This is a genomic window from Paenibacillus azoreducens (assembly GCF_021654775.1).
GTDB classification, from domain to species: domain Bacteria; phylum Bacillota; class Bacilli; order Paenibacillales; family Paenibacillaceae; genus Paenibacillus_AQ; species Paenibacillus_AQ azoreducens.
The window spans coordinates 722,782-749,312 of record NZ_AP025343.1 but is presented as its reverse complement, the minus strand read 5'-3'; the positions used below and the strand labels follow the sequence as shown (position 1 = coordinate 749,312).

General features: G+C 50.2%; 19 protein-coding genes. 11 read left to right on the top strand and 8 right to left on the bottom strand.

Going from position 1 to position 26,531, the window contains the following annotated elements; translation table 11 throughout:
• Positions 1 to 638: 638 nt before the first annotated feature.
• The 6 genes from L6442_RS03170 to L6442_RS03145 form a co-directional block, all read right to left on the bottom strand.
• A complete protein-coding gene (locus tag L6442_RS03170) occupies positions 639 to 1,472 on the bottom strand; it encodes a M15 family metallopeptidase (protein ID WP_272880318.1) in 834 nt (277 codons plus the stop codon).
• Positions 1,473 to 1,624: 152 nt separating this feature from the next.
• Positions 1,625 to 2,365, bottom strand: a complete 741-nt coding sequence (locus tag L6442_RS03165) for a hypothetical protein (protein WP_212980413.1) — start codon at positions 2,363 to 2,365, stop codon at positions 1,625 to 1,627.
• A gap of 42 nt (positions 2,366 to 2,407) precedes the next feature.
• Positions 2,408 to 5,494 (bottom strand): DEAD/DEAH box helicase, encoded by a 3,087-nt coding sequence (locus tag L6442_RS03160; protein WP_212980414.1) that lies wholly within the window; start codon positions 5,492 to 5,494, stop codon positions 2,408 to 2,410.
• A 622-nt stretch (positions 5,495 to 6,116) separates the two neighbouring features.
• Positions 6,117 to 7,409: an ABC transporter substrate-binding protein gene (locus L6442_RS03155; RefSeq protein WP_212980415.1), complete on the bottom strand. Its 1,293-nt coding sequence runs from the start codon at positions 7,407 to 7,409 to the stop codon at positions 6,117 to 6,119.
• A gap of 337 nt (positions 7,410 to 7,746) precedes the next feature.
• Positions 7,747 to 8,583, bottom strand: a complete 837-nt coding sequence (locus L6442_RS03150; RefSeq protein ID WP_212980416.1) for a carbohydrate ABC transporter permease — start codon at positions 8,581 to 8,583, stop codon at positions 7,747 to 7,749.
• Entirely contained in the window at positions 8,583 to 9,464 is an 882-nt protein-coding gene (locus L6442_RS03145) for a carbohydrate ABC transporter permease (protein ID WP_212980417.1), read from the bottom strand. The genes L6442_RS03150 and L6442_RS03145 overlap by 1 nt, the downstream gene beginning before the upstream one ends.
• A gap of 151 nt (positions 9,465 to 9,615) precedes the next feature.
• Here L6442_RS03145 and L6442_RS03140 point away from each other — a divergent pair, with 151 nt between their 5' ends.
• Together L6442_RS03140 and L6442_RS03135 are read left to right on the top strand one after the other, a co-directional pair.
• Complete coding sequence (locus L6442_RS03140; RefSeq protein WP_212980447.1) at positions 9,616 to 11,421, top strand: cache domain-containing sensor histidine kinase; 1,806 nt, start codon at positions 9,616 to 9,618, stop codon at positions 11,419 to 11,421.
• A complete protein-coding gene (locus L6442_RS03135; RefSeq protein ID WP_306436702.1) occupies positions 11,418 to 13,040 on the top strand; it encodes a response regulator in 1,623 nt (540 codons plus the stop codon). Before L6442_RS03140 ends, L6442_RS03135 begins: the two co-directional genes overlap by 4 nt.
• Positions 13,041 to 14,010: 970 nt before the next feature.
• Here L6442_RS03135 and L6442_RS03130 read toward each other — a convergent pair.
• Positions 14,011 to 14,394 carry a RidA family protein gene (locus tag L6442_RS03130; protein WP_212980418.1) on the bottom strand — a complete coding sequence of 128 codons (384 nt, stop codon included), beginning with the start codon at positions 14,392 to 14,394 and terminating at the stop codon, positions 14,011 to 14,013.
• Positions 14,395 to 14,453: 59 nt separating this feature from the next.
• Positions 14,454 to 15,050 (bottom strand): NAD(P)H-binding protein, encoded by a 597-nt coding sequence (locus L6442_RS03125; protein WP_373871845.1) that lies wholly within the window; start codon positions 15,048 to 15,050, stop codon positions 14,454 to 14,456.
• A 326-nt stretch (positions 15,051 to 15,376) separates the two neighbouring features.
• On the opposite strand from L6442_RS03125, the gene L6442_RS03120 reads away from it, so the two are divergent.
• From L6442_RS03120 to L6442_RS03080, 9 genes are all read left to right on the top strand, one after another.
• Complete coding sequence (locus tag L6442_RS03120; protein ID WP_194234616.1) at positions 15,377 to 16,009, top strand: TetR/AcrR family transcriptional regulator; 633 nt, start codon at positions 15,377 to 15,379, stop codon at positions 16,007 to 16,009.
• Between the two features lie 44 nt (positions 16,010 to 16,053).
• A complete protein-coding gene (locus L6442_RS03115; RefSeq protein ID WP_212980420.1) occupies positions 16,054 to 17,400 on the top strand; it encodes an MATE family efflux transporter in 1,347 nt (448 codons plus the stop codon).
• An 819-nt stretch (positions 17,401 to 18,219) separates the two neighbouring features.
• On the top strand, positions 18,220 to 18,621 hold the full coding sequence (locus tag L6442_RS03110; RefSeq protein ID WP_212980421.1) for a GntR family transcriptional regulator: 402 nt from the start codon (positions 18,220 to 18,222) through the stop codon (positions 18,619 to 18,621).
• Positions 18,618 to 19,331: an ABC transporter ATP-binding protein gene (locus L6442_RS03105; RefSeq protein ID WP_212980422.1), complete on the top strand. Its 714-nt coding sequence runs from the start codon at positions 18,618 to 18,620 to the stop codon at positions 19,329 to 19,331. Before L6442_RS03110 ends, L6442_RS03105 begins: the two co-directional genes overlap by 4 nt.
• A complete protein-coding gene (locus L6442_RS03100; protein WP_212980423.1) occupies positions 19,331 to 20,107 on the top strand; it encodes an ABC transporter permease subunit in 777 nt (258 codons plus the stop codon). Before L6442_RS03105 ends, L6442_RS03100 begins: the two co-directional genes overlap by 1 nt.
• Before the next feature lie 14 nt (positions 20,108 to 20,121).
• Positions 20,122 to 21,096 (top strand): ABC transporter ATP-binding protein, encoded by a 975-nt coding sequence (locus tag L6442_RS03095; RefSeq protein WP_306436703.1) that lies wholly within the window; start codon positions 20,122 to 20,124, stop codon positions 21,094 to 21,096.
• A gap of 35 nt (positions 21,097 to 21,131) precedes the next feature.
• Positions 21,132 to 22,274: an ABC transporter permease gene (locus L6442_RS03090; protein WP_212980424.1), complete on the top strand. Its 1,143-nt coding sequence runs from the start codon at positions 21,132 to 21,134 to the stop codon at positions 22,272 to 22,274.
• A gap of 1,376 nt (positions 22,275 to 23,650) precedes the next feature.
• Positions 23,651 to 24,541, top strand: a complete 891-nt coding sequence (locus tag L6442_RS03085) for an FMN-binding protein (RefSeq protein WP_212980425.1) — start codon at positions 23,651 to 23,653, stop codon at positions 24,539 to 24,541.
• Positions 24,542 to 24,608: 67 nt separating this feature from the next.
• The gene (locus L6442_RS03080; RefSeq protein ID WP_212980426.1) at positions 24,609 to 26,486 is read left to right on the top strand and encodes an FAD-dependent oxidoreductase; all 1,878 of its coding nucleotides are present in this window, start codon (positions 24,609 to 24,611) and stop codon (positions 26,484 to 26,486) included.
• Positions 26,487 to 26,531: the final 45 nt, after the last annotated feature.

Here is a 26,531-nt window from a genome sequence, read left to right as displayed (position 1 = left end):
CCGCTGGTTTGATCCAATATCTATATAAGTTGAACCAATGATTTGCACGGATGTAGGCAGCCGGGTGAAATGTTCTTTCGATCGCTGCCCGCTCCCAGATTTCTTTGATTTATACTTTCATGGTTGAAATCCGATCACAAAGCGTATGCTTACGATGCTAGCTTTCCTTCGGAAAGCTTTTAGGCGAACGCTTCGCTTCTCCGTAAATCTTTCTCCCTTTTGCCTATCCCCTATGCTTTTCTTTAGTTCAACTTATATAGGTTCAAGCATTCGATATAAATCCATTATGAAATGGATTGGATATAGATCGATAAGTATTAGATGATTCGATATTCAGGTTCAAGTACTCGATATAAATCCATAATGAAATGGATTCAGGGTACCAGCTTTTGCAGACAGTTGATCATGTGAAATAGAAATTGTTGCGAAAGTGCATCCTTTTCAGGCATTCTATAGCGTGAAATGCAAAATTGTTGCGAAAGTACATCCATTTGACCATGGATCGTCTGCTTATGCCTAAAAGGTGGGAAAAAGATGCACTTTTGCAAGCTTTCTAGCCATAGTTGCCTGGAACGCTAAAATAGATGCACTTTTGCAACTTTTCAGATAGAACAGCCCGTCATTTTGTCATGTAGGATTTACAGCTTTATATTTGCCTCGTCAAAATATTCTTCAAGCGTCAAGCCGCTTTTGGCCACATCAGGCGCTAGATCCGTGCCGATATAGCGGATATGCCACGGCTCGTATACATAACCGGTAGTGTCCTCGCGGTCCTTAAGATAACGGATAACGAAGCCGTATTCAGGCGCATGTTCGGCAAGCCACTTTCCTTCCGCAGATTCGCCGAAATTTTCTTCCAATGCATTGCCCACGCTTGGGCTGGACACATCGATCGTAAGGCCTGTCTGATGCTCGCTTGTTCCGGGCACCGCGCTTACACGGCTAGCGTATTCCTCTCCTTTGGTACGCACATTATTATCATAGATCGATTTCTGGCGGCTGTAGGAACGGTATCCGGACACAGCGCGAAGTTCGATCCCATCGGCTTCCGCTCCGGCAAACAATTTCTCCAGAGCGTCAGCAGCCTCTTTGCGCAGATGCCGCTTTTCATGCGGCCCGTCGAAGGAAAACGGAACATTCGGCTCTACGAGATCTGTCGGCTCATAGCCGTCCGGGAGGCTGCGCTGCTTGTTCACAATCACCGTGACCGCTTCCGGATTCGTGACGACTTCCTTTCCGTCCACTTCCTTAATCGTCGTCTGCAGCGAGCTTTCACTGCGCTTCAGCATAACCGGATCCGCCGGAACCTGGTTTTCCTTCTCGCTATTGCCCGCCTTCGATTGCAGGGTTTGTCCCTGCTCTTTGCCGGAACCGCCTGTCTTGTTGCAGCCGCTGAGTGCAGCGGTGGAAACCGCTAGCGCAGAGATCAGCAGGCATGTCCATAATCCCTTTTTCCAAGTTTTCATTCCCATGTATATTCTCCTTACTATCCCTTGCCTAATATATGTCCATTGTACTTTATTCTTGGGGCAGCAGCAAAAAAAGTCGAAATCCCCAGGGCGGATTTCGACTTTTCTATACATTTGAACAGTACATCATGAAATTGATTCTTGAAGCCGCTTATTTAGACGGATTTGGGGATCAGGTTCAAACTTTCCCGCGCCTTCCCGGCGGCCTCTGTCGTGATTTGACTGATGACCTGCTGTGCGGACTTAACCTTTGGCAGCAGTTCCGACCAATCATCTGCCTTAGGTTCGCCGTCTGGCACGTTATCCAGATGTATGGCAACTTCATGGTAAAGAGCTCCAGGTTCATGCAATTTTCCCTGTTCCGCCGCTTCTGCCAGCCATTCACCCGCAGACGGCCCAGCCTTGCCTTTCTCTTCAAGCCTGCTCAAATCGCCTCCATCTGCAGCCCCGGCTGCCTTTGGCATCTTCGCGGCCCAATCCTGAAAAACGGCATCCAGCAGCGGTCCGCGCTCAAGTCCGAACAGCGCCAAACCCAAGAAGGGGTCCAAGCGAATATGTCGATACGCTTCCGTCAAAACCTCAGAAATATGGCCGCACTCCCCCCGGCCGCAGCTGCAAGCCGCTTGATCCGGCTTCGGCTGCCAGCAAGACTGAAGCGTCTCCTCAAGCCACGGGGGAGTCTGCCCACGAAGCAAAGTGAATACCTCGTAAGGATTCTGCGCCAAATCTCGGGAAATATCAGCACGTTTCTCCATGCTCCATTGCTCAAAAGGAATATCAACTTGCCAAAAAGGCTGTTTTTTCATATTGTCATTATGTTCTTGCCCGCTGTGAGCCGCGGCGGCGTGAATCCGGCCAGGTACAATCTTCAGGTCGAATGCTTCTTTTTTATTCATCCTTGCACCCCTCCCGTTTTACTGTGCGATTGCCCTTGCAGGTTACATCCAATCCTCTCCCTGAAGTGTAATCAGCTCCCGGAGCTCGCTGTCGGACATTTCGGTCAGCCAGGTCTCCCCGGAGCCGACTACCTGTTCGGACAGCGACTTTTTATGCTCGATCAGTTCGTCGATCCGTTCCTCCAGCGTACCTTGGCAGATCAGCTTATACACTTGGACATTTTTTTGCTGCCCGATCCGGAATACGCGGTCGGTGGCCTGGTTCTCCACCGCCGGATTCCACCACCGGTCATAATGGAGCACATGATTGGCCCGGGTAAGGTTCAGTCCAACGCCGCCGGCCTTTAACGAAAGCACGAAAAACGGCGATCCTTCTCCTGTTTGAAAAGCATGTACCATCCGATCGCGTTCCGCCTTGGAAACGGCCCCGTGCAAAAAGGACGGTTTAACGCCATACCGCTGTTCAAGACGCGACACGATCAAATGGCCCATCGTCACATATTGCGTGAAAATCAATGCCGACTCCCCGGACTCCGAAATGGTATCAAGCAAATCATATAGCCGCTCCATTTTGCCCGAAGATTCCGCCTTGGTCCCTTTAGCTTCCTCCCTGCCAAGAAGCAGCGGCGAATCGCAAATCTGTTTCAGCTTCGTCAAAGAGGACAACACCAGCCCTTTGCGCGCGATGCCCGTCTCTTGGCCGATTTTCTCCATCATTTGCTCAACGACAGACTGGTACATCGCGCCTTGGATCGGGGTCAATGCACAATACGATTTGATCTCCAGCTTCTCAGGCAAATCCTTGCGGATATCCGGATCGCTTTTGAGACGGCGCAGCATAAACGGGGCTACCAGCTTGTGAAGCTCCTGCAATTTGCCGCTGTCGGCATCAGCCGACGTATAACGCTGGCGAAAGGAAGCCGCCGAACCGAGATAACCCGGATTCAAAAAGTGAAAAATGGACCATAACTCGCCAAGCCGATTCTCAACCGGCGTCCCCGTCATAGCAATCCGGTGGGGGGATGAGAGCTTCATAACGCTCTGAGCCTGTTTGGTGCGATGGTTTTTTATATACTGGGCTTCGTCCAGCACGATTGAGGTCCATCTCATGCCGGCTAAATCCGTTCCATCCCGTCCCGCCAAATGATAGGTCGTCAGCACGAGATCATGCCGGGCGGCTTCCCGCAAAAAATCCTCGCCGTGCCGGCGGCGGTTGCCATGATGGATATACAGATTGAGGTCAGGCGCAAACCGCTGCAGCTCACGCTGCCAATTGCCCAAAAGCGATGTCGGACAGACGATCAATACCGGATTCTGGCCTTTCCGGTGCTGTTCGAGCAAGCAGGTAATAACCTGAATGGTTTTGCCAAGCCCCATATCATCCGCCAAGCAGACGCCAAACGCCATGTCTCTCATGGCGGACAGCCATTGATATCCCCGCTCCTGATATGGACGAAGCACGCCATGCAAGGAAGCTGGAACAGCTCTGGCCGGAACCTTGCGCGGCGCCTCTTCACCGAGCAGAGAACGCAGGTAGCCGGCCGTTTCCAGCCCCAGTACCTGCATGCCCTTCCACAGCCGCTCTTCTCCTTCTTCCGCCGATAAATGCAGCCATTCCGAAAGGCCCATCTCGCCTTCCTCATGCCGCTTCAAATACCGCAGCACTTGGCGGATTTCCTTCAAATCCAGCTCGATCCACTCGCCGCGGAACTGGACGTAAGGCAAAGCAGACGCTGCCAGTTCAGCCAGTTCTTCACGGGTAAGAGTTACCCCGTCGAGAACCGCCGCCACCTGGAAAGATACCAGCTGCTCCATGCCAAGTACAGGTGCCCCGGGCTTGCTCTCATCGGTTTGCATCTTAAGCGATACACCGACGCGGCGCCGCCCCTTGCGGCTCCACTTGGAAGGCATTTGGACCGCCATGCCGGCTTTATTCAGCCGGGGGACGGAGTTTCGCACAAACGCCACCATCTCATCATTTGTCAGCTCCATCCCCTGCGGTGCGGGTTCGCAAAGCGCTTCCGCTATTTCCGGCGATAACGCTGCCGCTTCCCCCAGAAGCATCAGCATCTGTTCCTGTACATTTTTATATATTTTACCGCGCCGGTGAATATCGCGTTCCTGATGTCCCCAGATCGCCGCAGCAGGCAGCCAAGCGCCAAATTCATCCTGCAGTTCCGCCCAAAAGGTAACGCGCCAGCTTTCCTGTTCCTCCTGATGGCTCGGCGCGAGACGCAGCCCAAGCTGCAGCCGTCCTGAGCGAGAGCGCTCCGCTTCTCCACCTGCATCAGGGACCTGAGTGCAGCCGATCGCAGCAATCTTCTCGCCAAGAGCGGTGATCTCCTCCGCCGTTCCCTGAACGGAAATCGCGCGGCTAGCCGTGAGCAGGCTGTTCCACCAAAGTTCCTCCAGCGGCGATGTTCCCCGCCGGTAGTCAGCTTGGTAGCGTGACAGCTTACCCTCCTGGGCCCGCACGACCTCCATTACACGCGCATGGATCATCGCGCTCAGGAAGGAGTGCAGCACAGCGACGCCTGCCTCCTGCTTTGTCATCGGCTCGTTGCCGAAGAACGCAGGCACGCCAAGCGCCACCGGCGGCATCGCAGCCGCCAGCTGCAGGAAACGCTCAATATCCTGAGGCTCGCGCAGCTTCGGCTTCCAGCTGCCTGTCAGCGCCAGCACGCCTGCCCGGCGGCGCGTACCGCCCGCAGACACCGCGGCCGTACCGGGAGCTATTTGACCACGCAGCAATAGCTCCAGCGCAAAACGTGCCGCCTTGGACCAGTATCCGATCTCTGCTCCCGATTGGATCCCCAGACGCCTGGAGGCAGTCTCGTCCCATGCCAGCAGCAGAGTAAAAGCATCCCCCGGAGTCAAGGCAAGTCCCTCCAAGGTTCTTCCCATCAGCTGCTTCCGCTCTCCGCGTCGAGCCGTACGCTGGACGGCTGAAGGCGAGGGATAACGCAGCTCCGCCAATCGGAGTACGGCCTGCGCAAACGGCTTGAAGCCATCCTCCAGCGCAAGCGACTTCATAACTTTGCTCCACGCATCCACTCTCGGTTCGGACATTTCTCCCGAAAAACAAAAAAACACATCACCTAGCCATACGCCATATAGCGGTTGATTCATCGTTGTCTCCTGTCGTTTCCGAAAATTACACATATACCTTCATCTTATACGAAAAACAGCCAATTTAAAAACGGCAATCCACTCTTCCTAGACTATTTTCATGTATTTAAGCATTTTGCAAAAATCCAAGGAGCGGCTTTCAATCAGCAATATATAGAGCGAACGGTTTAGTTCGTCTATATATTGTACCCGGGAGCGGTTGGAATCGAATTTTGCAAAGTCCTGATTTAAGAATGCCCGCTCGGGATTCAGCGCATTTTCGCCCAATGTCAGGCCATGGTGACCCATAGGGGATTCGAACCCCTGTTACCTTCGTGAAAGCCATTAATTTATCTCAGCGGTCACGATAGCTCCATTTGATCCATTAGAGTAATATCGGCGAACGCTCAAAAATGGCAGCTCACATTTATTTAGCGTTTTTCCCGGCATCTGCGGCATTTCCAATAAGCATAACCCATTAGCCCCAAAATATAACGCTTATATTTTATGAAAAAGAGGCCCCTTTCCATAGAAAGGTGACCTCTTTGCCTCATTTCATTTGTGCACTGCTGCGAACTGCCTTCAGAGTATCCGGTTAAACGAATAGGGTCAAACTTCCCTCGCTCTATCCGGCTTTCCTGAATTATTTTTTCAGGTTATCCCATGTCTTTTGGAAATCCGCGAAGAGCTGGTTTTTGTCGGATTTGCCTGCGATATAGCTTTGCATGCTGGATCCGAACTCATTCCAAGCGCCCTCAGGGAATCTGGCGAACTGCCAGCTCAGCACTTTGTTTTCTTTGCTGTACTTCAGGATATCCGAGCCGAGCGGGCCCAAATCTTGTTCCGTAGCGTTAATGCTCTTGAACGCAGGGATAAATTTAAACTCTTTGGTGATATAATTTTTGCCTTGATCGGAAGTAACCAGCCAGTTCAGGAATTCCTTCGCATCGTCTTTCACTTTCGAATTTTTGTTGATGACCCAGTTGTTTGGCACGCCAACGAGCAGCTTGTCATTTTCCTGCGGATCATCATTGATTGGCATTGGCAAAAGACCGATATTCATATTTGGCGTAATGCCGTCGATTTGAACCTGAGTCCAGTTGCCCTGCTGCGTCATGGCCGCCTGGCCGTTTGCGAACATCGTCATTTCCGTGTTGTAGTCCGTCGTCAGCGGATTTTTATTGCCGTATTTCAGCGTCAGATCAAACAGCTTCATAAATTCGTCCATTTGCTTGTTGCCGGCGAATTTGGCCGTACCCTTGTTCAAACCGTCGATGTAGGCGCTTGGATCCTCCTGATGCGCAAACGGCACGTTCAGCGTATGTTGTCCCAAAATCCAGCCTTCCTGATAGCCGTTCACGAAAGGCGTGATGCCTGCATCCTGCAATTTTTTAGCAGCGGCCTCGAGTTCCGTCAATGTTTTCGGTATTTCGGTGATGCCTGCTTTTTTGAACAGATCCTTGTTGTATACGAAGCCGTAACCTTCCAGGTTCATCGGCATGCCGTAGATTTTGCCGTCCTTCGTAATTTGATCCTTGGACACGTCGACCATGTCGCCGACCCATTTTTCATTGGACAAGTCTTCGAGCTTATCAGACCAAGTGTTCAAATCTGTATAACCGCCTACGTTGAAAATATCCGGTTCATCGCCGGAAGCGAATTTCGCTTTCAGCGCCGCGCCGTAGTCGGAACCGCCTCCGACAGTTTGGATATCGAGCTTGATGCCCGGATGGCTCGCTTCATAATCGGCCTTTAGTTTATTGAGCGCCTCGGCAATCTCGACTTTGAACTGGAAGATATGAATCGTTTTAGCGCTGCCTTTGCCGCTGTCGCCGCTTGCGCCTTCGGCATTCTTGTCAGTTTTCGAGCCGCAGCCGGCCAGCACGACGGAAAGTGCGAGCATGGAAGCCAGCGTGATCTTGGTACGTTTTTTCATGAATGAATCCTCCCTTTTTTCTTTCAGGATTTTTGCAAAATTCATTGATATCCTTGGAAGTCGCTTAATGGATTTTTGCAATATCCCCTCTTGTCTGTCATTTTGTGAATTCGAAAAATTTACATAACTGCTGAATTATTCATTCGGTCCATCTTGTAATCGCTTACTCCCTCATTATAGAGACGAGCCATCGCCACGAGCACTTACGATATTGACGAAACAGGGGGACGGGATTGACCTATCCGGCAGGATGCCCTGTTCTTGCCCTTTTTCTGGCCCGCTTTTACTATGGTCATGTCCTGTTCTTAGCTTGTTCTTGTCCTTGTTTCTGCTCTTATCAGCCCTTGACGGCGCCTTGCGTAATGCCTTCCACGATGTATTTCTGCATGGCCAGGAAGAAAACAATGACCGGCAGGATGCCCAGAACCAGCGCCGGCAGCGCCAGATCCCACTGCTTCGTGAATTGGCCGAAAAAGGCAAAGGTTGCGATCGGAATCGTCCGCAGGCTTGCGCTTTGCAGCACCAGGGACGGAAGCAGGTAGTCATTCCAAATCCAGAGCGTGTTCAAAATAATGACGGTCACGAACATCGGCTTCATCAACGGCAATACGATGCGGAAAAACGTGCCGTAGGTGCTTGTGCCGTCCACGCGTGCGGCCTCTTCGATCTCCAGCGGAATGCCTTTCACAAAGCCGTGGAACAGGAATACGCTAAGCGGAACGCCAAATCCCAGATAAGCGACGACCAGTCCCGGAATGCTGTTCATCAGCCCGAGAGAGCTCATCACCTTTACCAGCGGAATCATGATGGATTGAAACGGAATGACCATCGCCGCTACGAAAATCGCAAACAGAAACCGGTTAAAGCGGGTGTTGTGACGGACCATGCGGTATGCCGACATCGCGCTGAACAACGCGAGCAGCAGGTTGCTGACAACCGTGACAATAAGCGAGTTCCAGAAGGCAGTCGGGAAATTCGTGATATCCCAGGCTCTGGCATAGTTATGCCATTCGAAGCTTTTCGGCCAGCTGGCGGAGTTTGTGAGCAGATCGCCGAAGGTTTTCACCGAGTTCACGAACAGGAAGTAGAACGGGGTCAGGAAGACCAGCGCGATGACGACCATAATAAGTTCGGTGGCAAGCGTACCGACCCGGTACTTTTTGGATACTTCCATCAGGATTCAACCTCCTTGCTTTTCGTAAGTTTAACCTGCACGCTGGTAATAACCGCTACAACGATGAAGAAGATGATGGCTTTGGCGGTACCCAGACCGTAACGGTTGTTCTGGAATGCCTCGTTATAGATGTTAAGCGCAACGGATTCCGTCGAGCGGAACGGTCCGCCTTTGGTCAGGGACAGGTTCAGATCGAACATTTTAAACGACCAGGAGATCGCCAGGAACAGACAGACGGTGACGGCTGGCATCACAAGCGGCACGATGACCGATTTCAGAATTTGCAGCTTGCTAGCCCCGTCGATTTCGGCGGCCTCAATGATGTCTTTAGGGATGTTATTGATGGAAGAGATGTAGATGACCATCAGATAACCTGCGGTTTGCCAAACGAATACGATGACGATGCCCCAAAAGGCCGTCGTTGCGTCGCCAAGCCAAGGCAGATTGAAGAAAGACCAGCCGGTCGAATCCCCAAGCGCCGAAAAACCTTTGACGAAAATGAACTGCCAAATAAAACCGAGCAGCAAACCGCCGATGACATTCGGCATAAAAAAGATGGTGCGGAGCACATTCCGTGTTTTTAGCGGCTTGGTCAAAAAATAAGCAAGGAAAAATCCGAGCAGATTGGTTACAATAATGCCGATTACCGTAAACCGGACCGTAAACCAAAAAGCCTTCCCAAAATCGGGATCATTCGTTAATATTTGTTTGAAATTGTCGAGACCGACCCAGGTCACTTCACCGGATACGCCGTTCCAGTTCGTAAAGGAATAATAAAGGCCCAACAGGAACGGAATCACAATAATAGCGGTAAAAAAAACGGTGGACGGACCAACGAATACCAGCTGCTGGAGCAGACCGGATGACTTTTTGCGACTCATCCCTTTTCTCCCCTTTTCAACATTTCGATGTGGTTTGTAGCTTCAGTATGCGGGAATCCGTTTACAAAAAACACGGAGGATCGTGAACCGTTAGGGGGAAAATATTGATATGAGCAAAACGGGACAGTATTTTAATGAAGGCGGCAAGCCGGTGAAATTCCGCAGTATCCGCTCGCGGCTGATTCAGTTCATGCTGCTCGCCACAACTATACCGATTCTGCTGTCCATCAGCATCACCTATATCCATACCAAGGAAACGATTAAAGGACAGTCGCTTGAGGAGAACCGGCATTTGATTTTTCAAGGGACAACGAATTTAAAAAACTACCTGGACAATATCAACAAGGCTTCGCTTGTCGTGTATACGGACACCAATTTCCTGCGCAATCTGCGAAAAATTCCCGATGATTACCGGGCGGTGGCGGAGATATATACCGTATTGCAAAATATCCAGAACACGGTGAGCGGCATCGAGCGGATTTATCTGCATGCGACCGAATCCAACCAGTCCACGCTGGTGACGCCGGCTACCTTTCCCAAAAGGGAATCACGTACCGAACCTTATGTAAGCACCCGTCCTTATGAAAAATATACAACGTCTATGGAGCCCACCCATAAAAGCCATGATTATGGTTTCCCCCCGTCGCCTACCTCTTATTCCGAGCGCGAGGTGTTCACATTCCACCGGACCGTTACGAATATTCCGTCAGAGAAGGTGCTCGGCGTGCTGGCGATCGATGTCAGGCTCGATGCGGTTGCGGCTATTTGCGAGCAGCTGTTTAATAAACAAAATGAGCAGCTTCTCGTTGTGGACCAGAGCGGCAGCATCATATACTCGGACAAGGACGAGCAAATCGGACAAAAGTTAAAGGACGAGGTCGTGCTTGAACACATCCGCCGGGACCAAATCAGCGGTTCATTTGAAAATGGCGGGGCCATGCATGTTTTTGAGAAGATGCAAACCCCGTATGCCGATTGGACGATCATCAAAAGGATACCTAATGCAACCCTGTACGAGCGCGCAAACCAGCTGACGAAAATCAATACGGCCATCGCCGTGATCGCTTTGTTTGTCATTGCGTTTGGCACGCTGTTCATTTCCGTCCGCATTACCGAACCGATCAAGCGCCTCACCAGTTATATGAACCGGATTCAGGCCGGACAGCTCAACGTCGATATCGACTGGAACAGCCGTGATGAAACGGGTATCATGTTCACGCGTTTCAGGCAGATGATGGACACGATCAACAATCTGATTTTGCGGGAATACCGGCTCGAGCTGGCCAACAAAACCAATCAGCTTAAAGCGCTGCAAGCCCAGATCAACCCGCATTTCCTGTACAATACGCTGCAGTCGATCGGCACGCTGGCACTTCAAAACAATGTGCCCCGCATCTATGCCCTGCTCTCCTCGCTCGCCAAAATCATGCGCTACAGCATGAACAACAACGATGCTTTGGTTACGCTCCAGGAAGAGGCAGGGCATGTAAAGAAGTATCTCGAGCTGCAAAAAGAGCGTTTTGGCGACCAGCTCGAATTTTCATTCCGGCTCGAACCGGAAACGCTGCAGATATCGATGCCGAAAATGATTTTGCAGCCGCTGGTTGAAAACTACTTTAAGCACGGGATGGGCAATCAGGGGAATCAAGGCAGACTGGATATCGCCAGCCGGATGAAGCCTGATGGGGTTTTGGAGATCGTCATTGAAAATAACGGAGAATCGATACCGCCGGAGGAACTGGAGCGGCTGAACCTCCAGCTGGAACGCCAGCACAGCGGGGTTCCGGCCGAATGGTCCGATGAGGACGGCATCGGGCTGCATAACGTACTGATGCGCCTGCAGCTCTACACCGAATATGAATCGGCGCTTTATATCAGCAATATCAAGCCGCAAGGCGTTCGAATTACAGTTGAAATTCACACCCAAGGCAAGCGTGCGGAGGAGAATCACGAATGATGAAAGTATTGATTGCAGACGATGAGAAACATGTAAGAGAAGCGATAAAGATGCTGGCGGACTGGAACAGCCACGGCATCACGGAGATCATCGAAGCGGAAGACGGGCAGTCCGCCGTGAATTTGATCATGGAGCACTCCCCCCAAATCGTTATGACCGACATGCGCATGCCGCGCATGGACGGCACCCAGCTGCTGGAATGGATCAAAAACAACCAGCCTGCCGTAAAATCGATCGTGATCAGCGGATATGACGATTTCGATCTGGTTCGTCATGCCATCCGTAATGGAGGCCTTGATTATATTCTGAAACCGGTCGATCCGGACGAGCTTAATGAGGCGCTGAACAAAGCGGTCGAAGAGGTGCGCCTGGAAACGCTGCAGGATCGCCTCAGCGCCCGCAAAAATAGGGAACTCAATCAGATGAAACCCCATTACGCGGACAAGCTGTTAACCGACCTCATCGGCAGCCATGGCAACAGGGACGAGCTTGCGCGCCAGCTTCAGGAAGAATTCGGCCTGCCGAGAGAAATCGAGGCCGCCAGCGCCGCCGTGATCAGCACGGCACAGCTCGACCAGGAACTGCTGGATAAGTTCCGGCCGATGCGGCAGCTGCTGTACTTTACGCTGATCAATATCTGCAATGAGGTGCTGCTCGCTTGGCAAAAAGGGATCGCCTTTCACAACCTGAATAACCCTGAGGAAATCGTGCTGCTCATTTGGGACGAAACGATGCCGCTGCAAACAACGCTTGCGGAGATCCGCTCCGGCATCGACCTGACGCTGCACCGCCAGGTTCACATCGGCGCAGGGCCGCGCCAGCCCTTTCCGGCGGGGATTGCCGCATCTTATCACGACGCGCATCAGGCGCTTTGGCAGCGTAATCTAAACGAACCTGCGGAGTGGCTTCATACCGCTGCACCGCCGTCGCAAAAGCCCCAGCGGCTTGCCGCGCATGAGGACAGCTTCCGCACGGCGGCGCTCAGCGGCAACGCGGATAGCATCAGCTCCGCCGTCGACGGCTGGATGGAGCAGGTTCGCAAGCTTGCCTGCGTCACGCCTGCCCAGCTTAAGCAATGGAATTCCGAATGGGATTGGATGCTGAAACAGTGGATGGATTTGGATTCCAATGCTCCGGCTCCCGGTCCCGACAAGGATGCGATGCTTGAACTCCCGCCATCGCTCCCGCTGGACCCGCTTGGCCGGCTGTCTTATCCGCTCTGGAAAACCCAGTATGAGGGCCGGCTTATCGCGGCCAGCCGGATCATGACCCAGCAGCATTCCCGCGATAACAACAACCACATCATTCATGATATCGCGAAGTATTTGGAGAACCATTATGCCGAGGATATTTCACTTCAGGATATGGCGGCCCGCTTTTTCCTGAGCAGAGAATATATCTCCCGCCGCTTTAAACAGGAATTTGGCGTGAACATTTCCGAATTTCTTGCGGACGTACGCATTGCCAAAGCCAAGCTGCTGCTGCTCAATCCGCAGCTTCGCATTTCCCAGGTCGCTGAAATGGTCGGATATCAGGACGAAAAATACTTCAGCAAAGTATTCAAGAAGCAGGAAGGCCGCACACCCAATGATTACCGGAAGGATCAGTCTTCCCATTAAGGCCGTTTGGCGCTTAGGGCCTCCGGCTCAACATAAGACTTCTTTCTCGCACGGCGCATGGTTGGCGTTTGCATGATGGCGGTCCACCACATCGCAGTATGCGACTCTATCCATGCGCCGTGCACTATATTTTTTAGCTTCACTATTATTGAAAAGCTTGCAATTCGAATCAATTTCATAATGAATCATGTTACGGGTATTTGGCAGCGGCATTATGAAATAGATTCTTGAATTCGCTTTTTGGTTTTAGCAAAATCCTTACATGATAAAAATGGCTGGCTGAATGGCTGTTCCATCTGAAAGCTTGCAAAAGTGCATCTGTTTTAACGTTCCAGGCAACTATGGCTAGAAAGCTTGCAAAAGTGCATCTATTTTAACGTTCCAGACAACTATGACTAGAAAGCTTGCAAAAGTGCATCTTTTCCCGGGCTTTTAGGCATAAACAGATGATTCATGGCCAAATTGATGTACTATCGCAACAATTTTGCAATTCGCGCTATAAAATGCCTGAAAAGGATGCACTTTCGCAATAATTCCCACTTAGGCAGCTTCCATGTTATAGAAATGCGCGCATAGAGCCCTTCACCGAATTAAATGAACGTTGAAGATATCATAGTTAACTTGTCTGCAGAAATCCAAAATGGATTCCCACCTTTTGAATAAGGGAAGGATAACGCCAGTAGTGGTGCGATAGGAGGCATGGAACGAACATACTGCGGCACAACGAATCGGGAATACCTAGCATCTGCATAAGTGGAATATTTGCATGGCGTGGGATCTGCATAAGCGAAGCATCTACACAAGCGAAGCATCTACACAAGCGGAGTATTTGCATAAGCGTGGGATTTGCATATGTGGAGGATCTGAAAGGAAAAGAGTATCCACGCAATAAATACATAAGCATGCAAGCGCCCTTTCAAGGACACTACCTTGAAAGGGCGCTTCTTTTATCACATCAAAGCTATTCAAATTATGATTTCAGCGAGGCAATCACTTCGATTTCCACCAATCCGTCTTTCGGCAGACGCGCAACCTCTATGGCGCTCCGGGCCGGATAAGGCTCGGCGAAGAAGGAAGCATAAATTTCATTGACGGCGGCGAAGTCATTCATGTCCTTCAAAAACACGGTCGTTTTTACGATCTGATTCAGGCTGCTGCCTGCGGCTTCCAGAATGGCTTTCACATTGCCGAGCGCAAGGCGTGCCTGCTCCTGAACGTCTTTTCCAAACTCGCCGGTTTCGGGATTCAGCCCCAGCTGGCCTGAGGTGAAAATCAAATCCCCCATTTGAATCGCCTGGCTGTATGGTCCAATCGCCCCTGGCGCAGATGTCGTCGCAATCACTTTTTTACTCATTATACAATCACCCTTTCCAATTTTTATGGTTCGGCTAAAAACAAACGTCATTGTATGTATCAATCCGCCGTAGCTATACCAAGCGCATGAATGACATCATTCGGGTACACATGAATGCCCGCAGTGCCTGCAAGAGCGATGTTCACCATGGCTCGGGCAATCGTCGCGGCAGGCATGGCCCGGTATTTGGCCGCTCTGCCCCGCATCAGCGGCTCAAGCCGCTTCATGACCCAAGCGCCGGCCGCTTCCCCCAACCGGAATTCGCTTCGATCCCCAAGCAGAAGCGATGGCCGAAACAGGTGCACACCAGGTATTCCTACCTGGGATATCGCCCTTTCAGCTTCCCCTTTGACGCGGTTGTAAAAGATTTTGGAGTCTGGATCAGCTCCCATCGCCGATACGGTAAGAAACTGCTTCACGCCCTGCCTCCTTGACACTTTTGCAGCGCGCAGCGGATATTCCAGGTCGACCTTGCGGAATTTAAGCTGCGATCCTGCTTTGCGGATGGTCGTACCCAGACAGCAGTACACGTCCCTCACGCCCTCAAACGCCTCCGCATGCTTCTCCAAATCTTCCAAATCGATGATGGCTTCGTGCAGCTTCGGATGCTGAAGGCCGGTGGCGCCAAGCACCAATGCTTGCAATCCGATCTTCAACACCCCACTTTCAAATCACGACTACCGCCTGTCCTCATTCTAACTGCTTCCAGCCTTCCGTTTCAACAAACTTCTTCCTTAACCGATGATCCGCCTACGTAAAGCGGGATCGGAATTGTTTCTTTCCGAACCTAATGTCTCTTCATTATAGCATCTTCCGGTCCCGCGCCTGCTACCTTTTACTTGGCAATCCAGACGCATTTTCCGCTAGTTTTATACTGCAATCTACGAGTTGAAATCGCTGGTGGACGGAAGTATACTGAGAAATATCGATTTTAGAATGAACGTTCAGTATATAACCGTCAAAAAAGATTGAGGTGAAATGGATGAATAAAAAGCAGCTATCCAGCCAGCAAACCAAACTCAAAATCGCCGATGCCGCGCGTACGTTATTCGGCCAAAAGGGATATGCCTGCACTTCGATCGAAGATATCGTAAACGCCACGCAGATCAGCAAGGGCAACATCTATTACCACTTCAAAAACAAGGAAGGTTTGTTCCTTTACCTGCTTGAAGAATGGACGCGGGAATGGACCGAGCAATTTCAGGCTAAGAAAGCCCTGTATCATACGGTAAAAGAGCAAATGATCGCACTGGTGGAGCACTTTGTCATGGATGGCTTCCACCATCCGCTCACGAAAGCCACCAATGAATTTTATGCCACTGAGCTTATCACTTCACCAAATCAGGACAAGGTTCAAGAGATGATGCGCTTGTATCTGCGCAATTACGAGGAACTGCTCGAGGCTGGCATGCAAAAGGGGGAATTCAAGCCGGATGACGCACGTCTCTTGAGTATAATCCTAGAAGGCACGCTGGCCGGAATCGAATTTTCTGCGAATCAAATGTCTTTCCAGGAAGCGCGTGAGCTTTACCTGAAGGCGATGAACGTCTTTTTATACGGGATCAGCGGTACTGACCGAACATCTCCGGCAGATAATTCATTTTGCAAATATTAGGAATCCCTAAATCCCCCTCGGGGTTATAGGTTATGGAGGACAACATGGGTCAAGAAAAAGCAGCAATTCTCCCTTCGATGGAGACCGACTCCGTCGGTAAAGTATTCGTACGTTATTTAATACCATCCCTGATCGGGATGCTGATGATGTCTATCAATGTGGTCGCCGACGGCATTTTCGTCGGACACCGTCTCGGGGCGCTGGCACTGGCCGGCATTAATATCGCCTCTCCTGTATTTTCCGTATTTTTTGCCTTGTCGTTATGGCTGGGCACCGGCGGCGCAACCCTTTATTCCCAATCCAAAGGAGCCAAAAACATCAAACAGGCGCAGCAAATTTTCACACACTCGCTGATCCTTATTTTCGTTTTTACCATGCTTGTGGCTGTGACCGCTTATCTGCTGCGGGTTCCTCTCGCTTATGCGCTTGGGGCCAATCAGGATACACTCCCTTATGCCCTTGAATACATGACGGTATTGCTGACTTACGGATTTATTATCACGATTCAAAATGCGTTTAGCTTATTCGTCCGAAATGACGGCAATCCAAACCTGGCCATGATCTCCATGGTCGTGTCGGCAGTGCTCAATATCATTTTGAATTATTTCTTTTTATACGTGCTAAATATGAGCGTCAAGGGGTCGGCACTGGCGACCGTGATCGCGACGCTGGCCGGCGCGGTGGTACTGTTTGCGCATTTCCTGCGCAAGGACCGGTCGCTTGCATTTGTCAATCCGCGTTTCTCATGGCAGCTGACCGTCCGCACGCTGACGATCGGTTTTCCAAGCTTCATCTCCGAGGTCGGCTTATCCGTTTTCACCATCGGCTATAATGTCGCCATGGTCCGATGGGCCGGCACGACAGGCGTGGCGGCATTTTCGGTACTGAATTACGCCCACAGCGTCATGCTGATGCTGTTCCTCGGCATGGGCTCGGCAATTCAGCCGCTGATCAGCTATTACCGCGGAGCCAAACTCCGCCTTCGTGAAGTCCAAACGATCCGGATTGCAGTAACAACAGCGTTCATTTCCGGAATTATCGTCTTTCTATTCGGCCAGGCGCTAGCTGGCGGTATCGTGACATTGTTCGGCGATTTTCCGGATGAAGTCAGATCGCTTGCGATCACGGGCATCCGGCTGTTCTTCGTCGGTTATATGTTTATGGGCATCAACTTCGTGATGATGACATTCTTCCAAGCGTCGGAACGGGTCACAGCCGCAGTCTGGATCACGTTATCACGGGAAATTATTCTTATGGTCATTTTCCTGCTGATCCTGCCTCCTCTGTTTGGAACCAATGGGGTTTGGCTTTCCATCCCTTTATCCGAATGCGTTGTCGCTACAGCGATTTTTATATATGTGAGATTCTTGCAAAAAAACGCCACACAATAAGAAAAGCTTCTATTCGACGCCCTTTCCACGTTGATTGACCCTGCGTAAGTTGAAGCTTTTCTTGCGAGCAGAAAGTGTTCAGCTTACGCTGAAAACTTATACTTTCTTTACTCTAAAGAAAAGCTCCTATTCGACGCCCTTTCCACGTTGATTGACCCTGCGTAAGTTGAAGCTTTTCTTGCGAGCAGAAAGTGTTCAGCTTCCGCTGAAAACTTATACTTTCTTTACTCTAAAGAAAAGCTTCTATTCGACGCCCTTTCCACGTTGATTGACCCTGCGTAAGTTGAAGCTTTTCTTGCGAGCAGAAAGTGTTCAGCTTCCGCTGAAAACTTATACTTTCTTTACTCTAAAGAAAAGCTTCTATTCGACGCCCTTTCCACGTTGATTGACCCTGCGTAAGTTGAAGCTTTTCTTGCGAGCAGAAAGTGTTCAGCTTCCGCTGAAAACTTATACTTTCTTTACTCTAAAGAAAAGCTCCTATTCGGCGCCCTTTCCACGTTGATTGACCCTGCGTAAGTTGAAGCTTTTCTTGCGAGCAGAAAGTGTTCAGCTTCCGCTGAAAACTTATACTTTCTTTACTCTAAAGAAAAGCTCCTATTCGGCGCCCTTTCTACGTTGATTGACCCTGCGTAAGTTGAAGCTTTTCTTGCGAGCAGTTATCTGCAATCCGCTTGCCACCCCTTTTTCAGGGGAATCGGCAGGCGGTTTTTTTATTTCTATTTTTCAGAAAATTTTTCAACAGCCTATTGTATTAAGTGTATTAAGTGATATAATACACTTAAATCACTAATCGCACCTTGTGCGGTAGGAGGGGCGTTTATGGAAGAGCAACAGGTTGGCTCGCTGCATTTCCAGATTGACTTCAGTCAACCTTTATATGAGCAAATACTGGAACAAGCCAGAAGCGCGATTGCAAAAGGAGAGATTGCTTTGGGAGACAAAATGCCATCGGTTAGAGAGCTGGCGCAGGAACTTCGAATTAATCCGAATACTGTTATGCGCGCCTATCAAGAGCTGGAACGGGACGGTTTAACGGAAAAACGGCGGGGGCAGGGCACATACGTCACCTCATCTCCCGAGCGTGTGGCCTCCTTCCGGACAGCCCTTGCCGCCAAATATATCGACAGCTTCATGGAGCAAATGGAAAGCCTCGGGCTCACATGGGATGACATTGAGAAATACGTCCGCAGGAAAGCGGCACATGGAGGTGAAGGTTCATGACGCCATATATCATTGAATGCCAACGGTTGACCAAACAGTACGGCAAGAAAAAAGCGCTGGATCAACTGGAGCTTGCCATCCCTTCCGGGCGGATCACCGGAATTCTGGGCCCGAACGGATGCGGTAAATCGACGTTTTTCCGCATATTGACGGGAATGGTCAGACCGGATGAAGGCAGCGTCCGCGTACTTGGCCAAACGCCGGGTTGGCAGACCAATCAAGATATTGCCTATCTGCCGGACCGTGCCAGATGGTATCCGAACCATACGGCCAGACAATCGCTCGAGTGGGGAAAATCCTTCCTCCCCGGTTTCTCCATGGAAAGAGCCATTCAGCTTGCGGACTATATGGACATTGACCTGGATATGAAAGTCGGCGGCATGAGCCGTGGGCAAGAAGCCCGGATCATGCTGATCCTTTGTCTTGCCCGTGACGTGCAATTGATCGTGCTTGACGAACCTTTTACCGGCATCGACGTGATCTCAAGGGAAGCCATCGTGGCCAGTCTCATCGATTACCTCGAGGAAAGTGAGCAATCCATCCTGATCAGTACCCATGACATTCAGGAAGTTGAAGGCCTGTTTGATTACACGGTCATGATGAAAGCAGGACGCGCCATTTGGTCTGGGAATACAGAGGATTTAAGAGCTGAATACGGCTCATTGCGGGATGTTTTCCGCAAAATGTATGTGAAGGAGTGGAATAAGTAATGGACTCGGCAGTATTCCGGAATTTAGTCCGGCATGAATTTAAAAGCAAGGGTAGCTGGAGAAGACAAAGCCGCTCTCATATTACTAAAGGCTGGTGGAGGGCCTATTTCCTACTAATCCTTATTACACTCGTCGGCACAGCCACTTATTTTGCCATAAATAACTCGCTGCAGCTGAATACGATCTGGTTTGTCACCATGGGCTTTCCTTATATGGTCTTTTTCCTCGGTTTAAACGCGGTCAAACGGGAATGGGAAAATGATACCTATGGCTGGTGGTTGACCATGCCGTATCCACGAAAACAGCTGATTTCCGCCAAATGGCTGGCAGTCTGGCTGAAGATTTGGGCCGGAATTCTGATCGTTTTTGTCATCATGTCCGCCTATGTCTTAATATTATCGCTCACGATTCCCTATTACTCTCTTGATTCCGTCGTCTCCTTTATGATTGCCGGCATCAATTGGCTTTCGTTAGTTGCAGGTTTTAGCCCGTTGTTTATCGCGCTTGGCATCCTGACCTCCACGATTCAAAACAGCGTATTGCGACCTATTAGCCCAGTGTTGTGGATCGTTTTTATGTCAGGCTTCAGTCTTGTTTACCAATCGACCGACCGGATTTTTCCCGAGTACATGGTCGAATACGGAACCACTCAATTTGCCTACGCCTGGTTTCCTTTTCCGTGGGAGCTTCCAGTCATTATGGGGCTGAGCTGGATCCTCACCTATGTCGTTCTTCGTTTTTCAGCACATCTGCTTGAAAAGAAATTGGATTTATAGGAGGAGATACAAACATGGTTCAAATGATAATGAAACCAGAGAAAACGGCTGCACCCGATTCGGTGCGTGATGATTACATGCTGGAGGTAACCGGACTTAGAAAAGCTTACCCCAAAAAACAGGCACTCGAGAATGTCACCTTTTCGCTAAGACCCGGAACCTCATTCGGCTTTTTGGGACCAAATGGCGCGGGCAAATCGACGACTATGAAAATTTTAACGGGCATCGTGAAGGCCGACAGCGGCTCAGCCAAGCTCTTCGGCAAGGATCTCACCCGCGAATCCGAAGCGGTATCCAAATATATCGGTTACGTTCCACAGGATATAACTCTGTATGAGAAGCTCAGCGCCTTCGAAAATCTCGAATTTTTCGGGGAAGCTTACGGCGTTCGCGGCAAAGAGCTGAAGCAGCGGATTCAAGAAGTGCTTACTAGAACCGGACTGCTTGAACGTTCCAAAGATATCGTCAGCACCTTTTCCGGCGGGATGAAACGAAGAATCAACATTGCCGCAGCCCTGCTTCACCGGCCCAAGCTGCTTATACTCGACGAACCTACGGTGGGAATCGATCCCCAGTCGCGCAACCATATTTTCGAGATGATCAGGGAGCTTAACCGTGAAGGTGTAACCATCATTTATTCCACCCACTATATGGAGGAAGTCGAAGCCCTTTGCGACGAAGTCGCTATTATGGACCAAGGGTCGATCAAGGCCATGGGACCGCTTGGACAGCTGCTGGAGCAATACGGACAAAAGTCCATTTATCTGGAGGTTCCTGGACTAACCGAACTTTCTCAGGATCCGGACGTCGCCTCCATCCGCAAGGAAGGTTCAGGCTGGCTGCTGGAGACGGAAAAATCGACAGATGTTATGCAGCGCCTTCTGCGCCAGGCTTCACAGCATGCTTGGGACGTCAAGCAGCTGGAGGTTGTGCGCCCTTCGCTCGAAAGCGTGTTTTTGAGAGTAACCGGAACGGCGCTTCGCGATTAAAGAATAATAAATTTTCACAAAGGAGATATAGTCCCATGAAAGCTATGATTCTCAAAGAACTTCGCCTGATCGGCAAAGACCGGCGCAGCTTTATTTTCCTCCTCCTGATGCCCATCCTTTTCATTGTGATGTTCGGCTCGGTATTTAATCAGGGAAACGGCAGCTCTTCGCTTACGCTGCGGACCGTTGACCAGGATCAAACCGCCGCTTCCCGGGCGCTGCTCGGGCAAATGGAAGGCATTATGGACGTCAAACAACTTCCGGCTGATAGCCTGAACGAGCAGCTCGATAATATGAAGCAGGGACAATTTTCAGCGATGCTGGTTATTCCAAGCGGTTTTGAACAAGCCATGAAGGCAAGCAAGGCTGCTAACATCAAACTGTATCAGGACCCTGCTTCCCCTACGGAAACGGCTCCGATCCAAGCTATCCTCAGCAGCATTTCGACCCAATACCGCGAGCAAAAACTGACGGGCATGCTGATGGCCCAAGGCCAATCCAAAGCCCAAGCCGAAGCCGCTCTCGCTTCTCCGATCCAGATCGAAAATGTGTCCGCAACTTCCGACCATTTTGACATGATCGACCAAGTGGTACCCGGGATGACCGTTATGTTCGTATTTTTCATCATGATTACGATGGCCCGCCGCTTTTTTGAGGAAAAGAAAACAGGCCTGCTGTCGCGCATCCGCACGACTCGCATCAAACCGCTCTATTATCTGATCGGTATGTGGTTCCCGTTCATGCTTACCGTTATCGCCCAATGCGTTATTTTGTTTGCCTTCGGACATTTCGTATATGGATTGAAGCTTGGGGATATCGCCGCGTTATCAGCGGTTATCATCTCACTGAGCATCGCCGGAACGGGCATCGGCCTCGGACTCTCCTTCCTTGTTCCCGGCGAAGGAGCAGCCATGGTTATCACGCAGCTCATCTCTATGGGCGGAGCCATGCTTGGCGGTTTGTGGGTCCCTTCTTACCTGCTGCCGCAAACCGTGCAGACCATTGGACATTTCATGCCGCAATTTTGGGCGCAGCATTCCCTGCAGGACATCATTGCCCATGGCGCGCATTTGGGCGACGTCGCAGGACCGGCGCTCATCCTTCTTACTTTTGGTCTCGTCGGACTTACGATTGCCATGCTTAGACTTCCCGGCTTCCTCCGCTCGGCGGCGAATTAAGAGGCTGCTTACGGATGCTTTGCTGCCTTGCGGATGCCATGCCGTTCTAACGGACACAGTTGCAGCTATTAGGGGTAATTTCAACCATTATGATTTCTAACGGACACAACTGCAGCTATTTAGGTGAAAATGACCCTATTTTCGATAATTTGCGGCAATTAAGTGCTGTGGTGTCCATTAGAATTTGAAAATCGCTCTTTTTTACAAATTAGCGTCCATGGTGTCCGTTAAGTGCAGTAATTGGCGCAAAAGGGATTCGCTCAGACAGGATCATACAGCCTAGTAGAAAAATGGAACTTTACACATTTACTCGCAGTAACAATCGGTGATTCTCATGGTTGCAATAGGTTCAACTCTAACACGGAGTGTGTCTCCAAAATATAATCGACCTATCATCCGTCTATCTTAAGTGCCTCAAAAAGCGGGCAAGAACTCAAGTCCATTTTTCATGTATGGTCGTGGTGGCCATCAGGCCATGTTGGATCTAACGAAACGGGTAACGCTATTCAGCGAAAAAGAAGGTAATAATGCCGTTTTCCGTCGTTTTCCACCCTAATAACGTTATGTAGTTTCGTTTATATAAGTTGAACCAATGATTTGCACGGATGTAGGCAGCCGGGTGAAATGTTCTTTCGATCGCTGTTGCTCCCAGATTTCTTTGATTTATACTTTCATGGTTGAAATCCGATCACAAAGGCGAACGCTTCGCTTCTCCGTAAATCTTTCTCCCTTTTGCCTATCCCCTATGCTTTTCTTTAGTTCAACTTATTTAGATTTGAATTCGCCTCCTTTTTACGGATATAACGCTGCACAGTTTCGTTAGCGCCTCCCAATCACCTAGTGCGCTTTGTTTCGAACACGCTTGCCGCAATGACGCACTACCGTTTGCAGTCTTTAACGTATACTTTGGCGTTCTACGTTCTCCATTCTCCGTTCTCTGTACGCAATCGCACACTGCAATCCCATACCCTTCCCCCATAGACACCAGACTTCAGACATCCACCCATACGACGTCAGCAACCTTAATCAACCTGAAACCAACCCTCATCGGGACTATGGTTCCAGGTTGTTTTTCCTAGAAAATATCCTTCCTCGCTTCACCTAACCTTCTGAAATCGCTTACTTTGTGACATAAAATAGGATAATTATAAAGAAAGAATAATCCTTGATTGTATCGTGACTATTTTCACATAATTACTCTAAGATCCTATGCTACAATGCCTTCGAAAAGACAATTTTGAATATCAATTGGATTAATTACCTCGATTTTTAAACCATCGCCATTCATCCAACAGGTAAAATAGCTAAAAAGTGTTCTTCCCGGGTTTAACATATTTATTTTATAGATATTAAAAATGAAACTGGAGGTCATACACATGAACAAGAAATGGTCTATTTTATTATCGGGCGCCTTGATGGCAGGTCTGCTCGCAGGTTGCGGCAGCGACAAAGAAGCGGATAAGGTGGCTAATGATCCAGCACCGGCCGCTACGGATACAAAAGAAACAACCGCATCTGAAAATGGAAAATATAAAGACGGCACCTACTTTGCCGAAGGCACGATGGATGAAAAATCCGGCTGGAAACCTTATGTTGTGCTGAAGGTCGAAGGCGGCAAAATCACGCAAGCCAACTGGAACTATGTCAGCGACAAAGGCGGACCTGACAAAAAAGCGCTGGACAAAGAAGGCAAATATGGCATGAAGGCAGGCGGCGCTTCTTCCGAATGGTATGAGCAAGCCGAAAAAGCAGAGCAGTTCTTGATCGAAAAACAGGATCCAGCAGCGATCAATGTTAAAGACGACGGCAAGACGGACGCCATCTCCGGTGTTTCCATCCATGTGAAGGATTTCACTTCACTGGCCGAGCAAGCACTTTCCGCCGGTCCTCAAGCTCCAGGTTCCTATAAAGACGGCTCTTACCATGCCGAAGGCGAAGACTTCGACAAAGAAAGCGGCTGGAAATCGACTGTGGACATCACGGTTGCCAACGGCAAGGTCATCTACGCTTATTTCAGCGGCGTAAACGCTAAAGGCGAAGACAAACAAACCTTCTCCAAGGAAGGAAAATATGGCATGAAAGCTGCCGGCGCGCAAGGAGAATGGCATGAAGAAGCCATTAAAGCACAAGATTATCTGATCGAAAAACAAGATCCGGCGGCTATCACGCTTAAGGATGACGGCACCACCGATGCCATTTCCGGAGTAACCATCCACATCAAGGATTATGTCACGCTGGCTCAAAAAGCACTCGATCAGGCCAAATAACGCTATATGGCATCAAGATGAACAAGCAAGGTCAAGTCATTAATCGAGTCAAAGAGGTGAGCGTCCCATGAAAAAAATCGTCCTGTTGGGCGGCGGTTACGGCGGTGTTACTGCAGCCAAAAAGCTGGCCAAGAAATTCAAAAAAAACGACGATGTTGAAATAACTCTTATCGACCGCAATCCATATCATACCCTTTTAACGGAGCTTCACGAAGTGGCGGCCAACCGGACGCCGGAGGATTCGGTCAAAGTCGAACTAAAAAAAATATTTGCCGGGCTAAAAGTAAATGTGGTGCTGGATGATATCAATCATATCGATTTCGCAGCCAAAACTTTATCGTCCCGCAAAACCAAATACAACTACGATTATCTGGTTCTCGGCACGGGTTGTAAGCCTACTTTCTTCGGCATCCCCGGCGCTGAGGAAAACAGCTTTACGCTTTGGTCTTATGAAGACGCGGTTCGCCTGAAAAGACAGATCCGGCAGTGTTTCAGCGAAGCCGCCAAAGAAACCGATCCGGCGGTGCGCAAATCCAAGCTGTCATTCGTCGTGGTGGGCGCAGGGTTTACCGGCGTCGAACTGGTCGGCGAAATGGCCGAGTTCCGCGACGAGCTGTGCAAGGAGTTTTATATTGACCGCAATGACGTGCGGCTGGTCGTGGCTGATATGGCTCCGAAAATCCTGCCGATTCTCCCGGATAAGCTGATCGCCAAGTCGGAAAGACGTCTCGTCCGGATGGGCGTGGAAATTATCACTAGCGCAAAAATTACCGGCGTAGATCCGCAGGCCGTTATTATGGGCGAAGAGCGCATTCAGGCCAATACCATCGTATGGACGGCCGGCGTGGAAGGCTCGGATTTGGTCGGAAACCTGGACGTGCAGCAGCAAGGACGCAAACGGGTCGTTACCAACGACAAGCTGCAAAGCGTTGATCATGAAAATGTATATGTCGTCGGCGACAATATTTTCTATATTCCCGAAGGCGAAGAGCGCCCCGTGCCGCAAATGGTTGAAAACGCCGAACAGTCGGCGGCGGTGGTCGCCCATAACATCCACGCGGAAATCAACAACCAGCCGAAAAAGTCCTACAAACCAGGCTTCCACGGCACCATGGTTTGCATCGGCAGCCGTTACGGCGTCGCCAACGTCGGCCTGCCAAACCGCATGTTTATGCTAAGCGGCTTTATGGCGCTTTTGGGCAAGCATTTTATGAATATGTTCTATCTGTTTACGATCGCAGGCTTCAATAAAGTATGGTCGTATATGATGCATGAATTTTTCCACGTGAATAACCGGCGCAGCTTCGTGGGAGGGCATTTTTCCAAACGCTCGCCGAATTTCTGGCTCCTGCCGCTGCGGGTCTATGTCGGCATTATGTGGCTAACGGAAGGTCTCGAGAAATTATGGAAGATCATCGATGAACCGTCACGTATCTTCTTGATTCCGCCGTCCCCGCATGCCGCAGACGCCACTTCATCGGCCAGCCAGGCGGTTGAAGCGGTAAATCAAACCGTTGATGCCCAAGCAGCCGCTTCCGCGGTGACCAACGCCAAGGATGCTGTTGCGGCGCTGCCGGTGCCTAAGTTTATTACCAGCATCATGAACGGTTTTATGGATATCTTCTTCTATCAATCTAACGGTGATTATACAGTGCTGGCCAAAGTGTTCCAGACCGGCATGGTTCTCGCCGAAATCACTTTCGGTATCTTGCTGATCGTCGGATTGTTTACAGCGTTATCCTCGATCGCAACGATCGGCATGGGTATCATGATCTGGTGTTCCGGCATGGCTCCATATGAAATGCTGTGGTATCTCGCAGCCGGAGTCGCCTTGATCGGCGGATCGGGCAGCGTATTCGGACTCGATTATTACGTTCTGCCTTGGCTCAAAAAACACTGGAAACGGATCCCGGTTGTGCGGCGCTGGTATCTGTACACGGATTGACGCTAATAGCGAATTCGTCGGAGATGGAGTAATGTGCTCGGTACG

Bases quoted from the DNA above. Each gene is read 5' to 3' on its own strand.
- L6442_RS03170 (WP_272880318.1), bottom strand. From the start codon at position 1,472: ATGGGAATGAAAACTTGGAAAAAGGGATTATGGACATGCCTGCTGATC.
- L6442_RS03165 (WP_212980413.1), bottom strand. From the start codon at position 2,365: ATGAATAAAAAAGAAGCATTCGACCTGAAGATTGTACCTGGCCGGATT.
- L6442_RS03160 (WP_212980414.1), bottom strand. From the start codon at position 5,494: ATGAATCAACCGCTATATGGCGTATGGCTAGGTGATGTGTTTTTTTGT.
- L6442_RS03155 (WP_212980415.1), bottom strand. From the start codon at position 7,409: ATGAAAAAACGTACCAAGATCACGCTGGCTTCCATGCTCGCACTTTCC.
- L6442_RS03150 (WP_212980416.1), bottom strand. From the start codon at position 8,583: ATGGAAGTATCCAAAAAGTACCGGGTCGGTACGCTTGCCACCGAACTT.
- L6442_RS03145 (WP_212980417.1), bottom strand. From the start codon at position 9,464: ATGAGTCGCAAAAAGTCATCCGGTCTGCTCCAGCAGCTGGTATTCGTT.
- L6442_RS03135 (WP_306436702.1), top strand. From the start codon at position 11,418: ATGATGAAAGTATTGATTGCAGACGATGAGAAACATGTAAGAGAAGCG.
- L6442_RS03130 (WP_212980418.1), bottom strand. From the start codon at position 14,394: ATGAGTAAAAAAGTGATTGCGACGACATCTGCGCCAGGGGCGATTGGA.
- L6442_RS03120 (WP_194234616.1), top strand. From the start codon at position 15,377: ATGAATAAAAAGCAGCTATCCAGCCAGCAAACCAAACTCAAAATCGCC.
- L6442_RS03115 (WP_212980420.1), top strand. From the start codon at position 16,054: ATGGGTCAAGAAAAAGCAGCAATTCTCCCTTCGATGGAGACCGACTCC.
- L6442_RS03110 (WP_212980421.1), top strand. From the start codon at position 18,220: ATGGAAGAGCAACAGGTTGGCTCGCTGCATTTCCAGATTGACTTCAGT.
- L6442_RS03105 (WP_212980422.1), top strand. From the start codon at position 18,618: ATGACGCCATATATCATTGAATGCCAACGGTTGACCAAACAGTACGGC.
- L6442_RS03100 (WP_212980423.1), top strand. From the start codon at position 19,331: ATGGACTCGGCAGTATTCCGGAATTTAGTCCGGCATGAATTTAAAAGC.
- L6442_RS03095 (WP_306436703.1), top strand. From the start codon at position 20,122: ATGGTTCAAATGATAATGAAACCAGAGAAAACGGCTGCACCCGATTCG.
- L6442_RS03090 (WP_212980424.1), top strand. From the start codon at position 21,132: ATGAAAGCTATGATTCTCAAAGAACTTCGCCTGATCGGCAAAGACCGG.
- L6442_RS03085 (WP_212980425.1), top strand. From the start codon at position 23,651: ATGAACAAGAAATGGTCTATTTTATTATCGGGCGCCTTGATGGCAGGT.
- L6442_RS03080 (WP_212980426.1), top strand. From the start codon at position 24,609: ATGAAAAAAATCGTCCTGTTGGGCGGCGGTTACGGCGGTGTTACTGCA.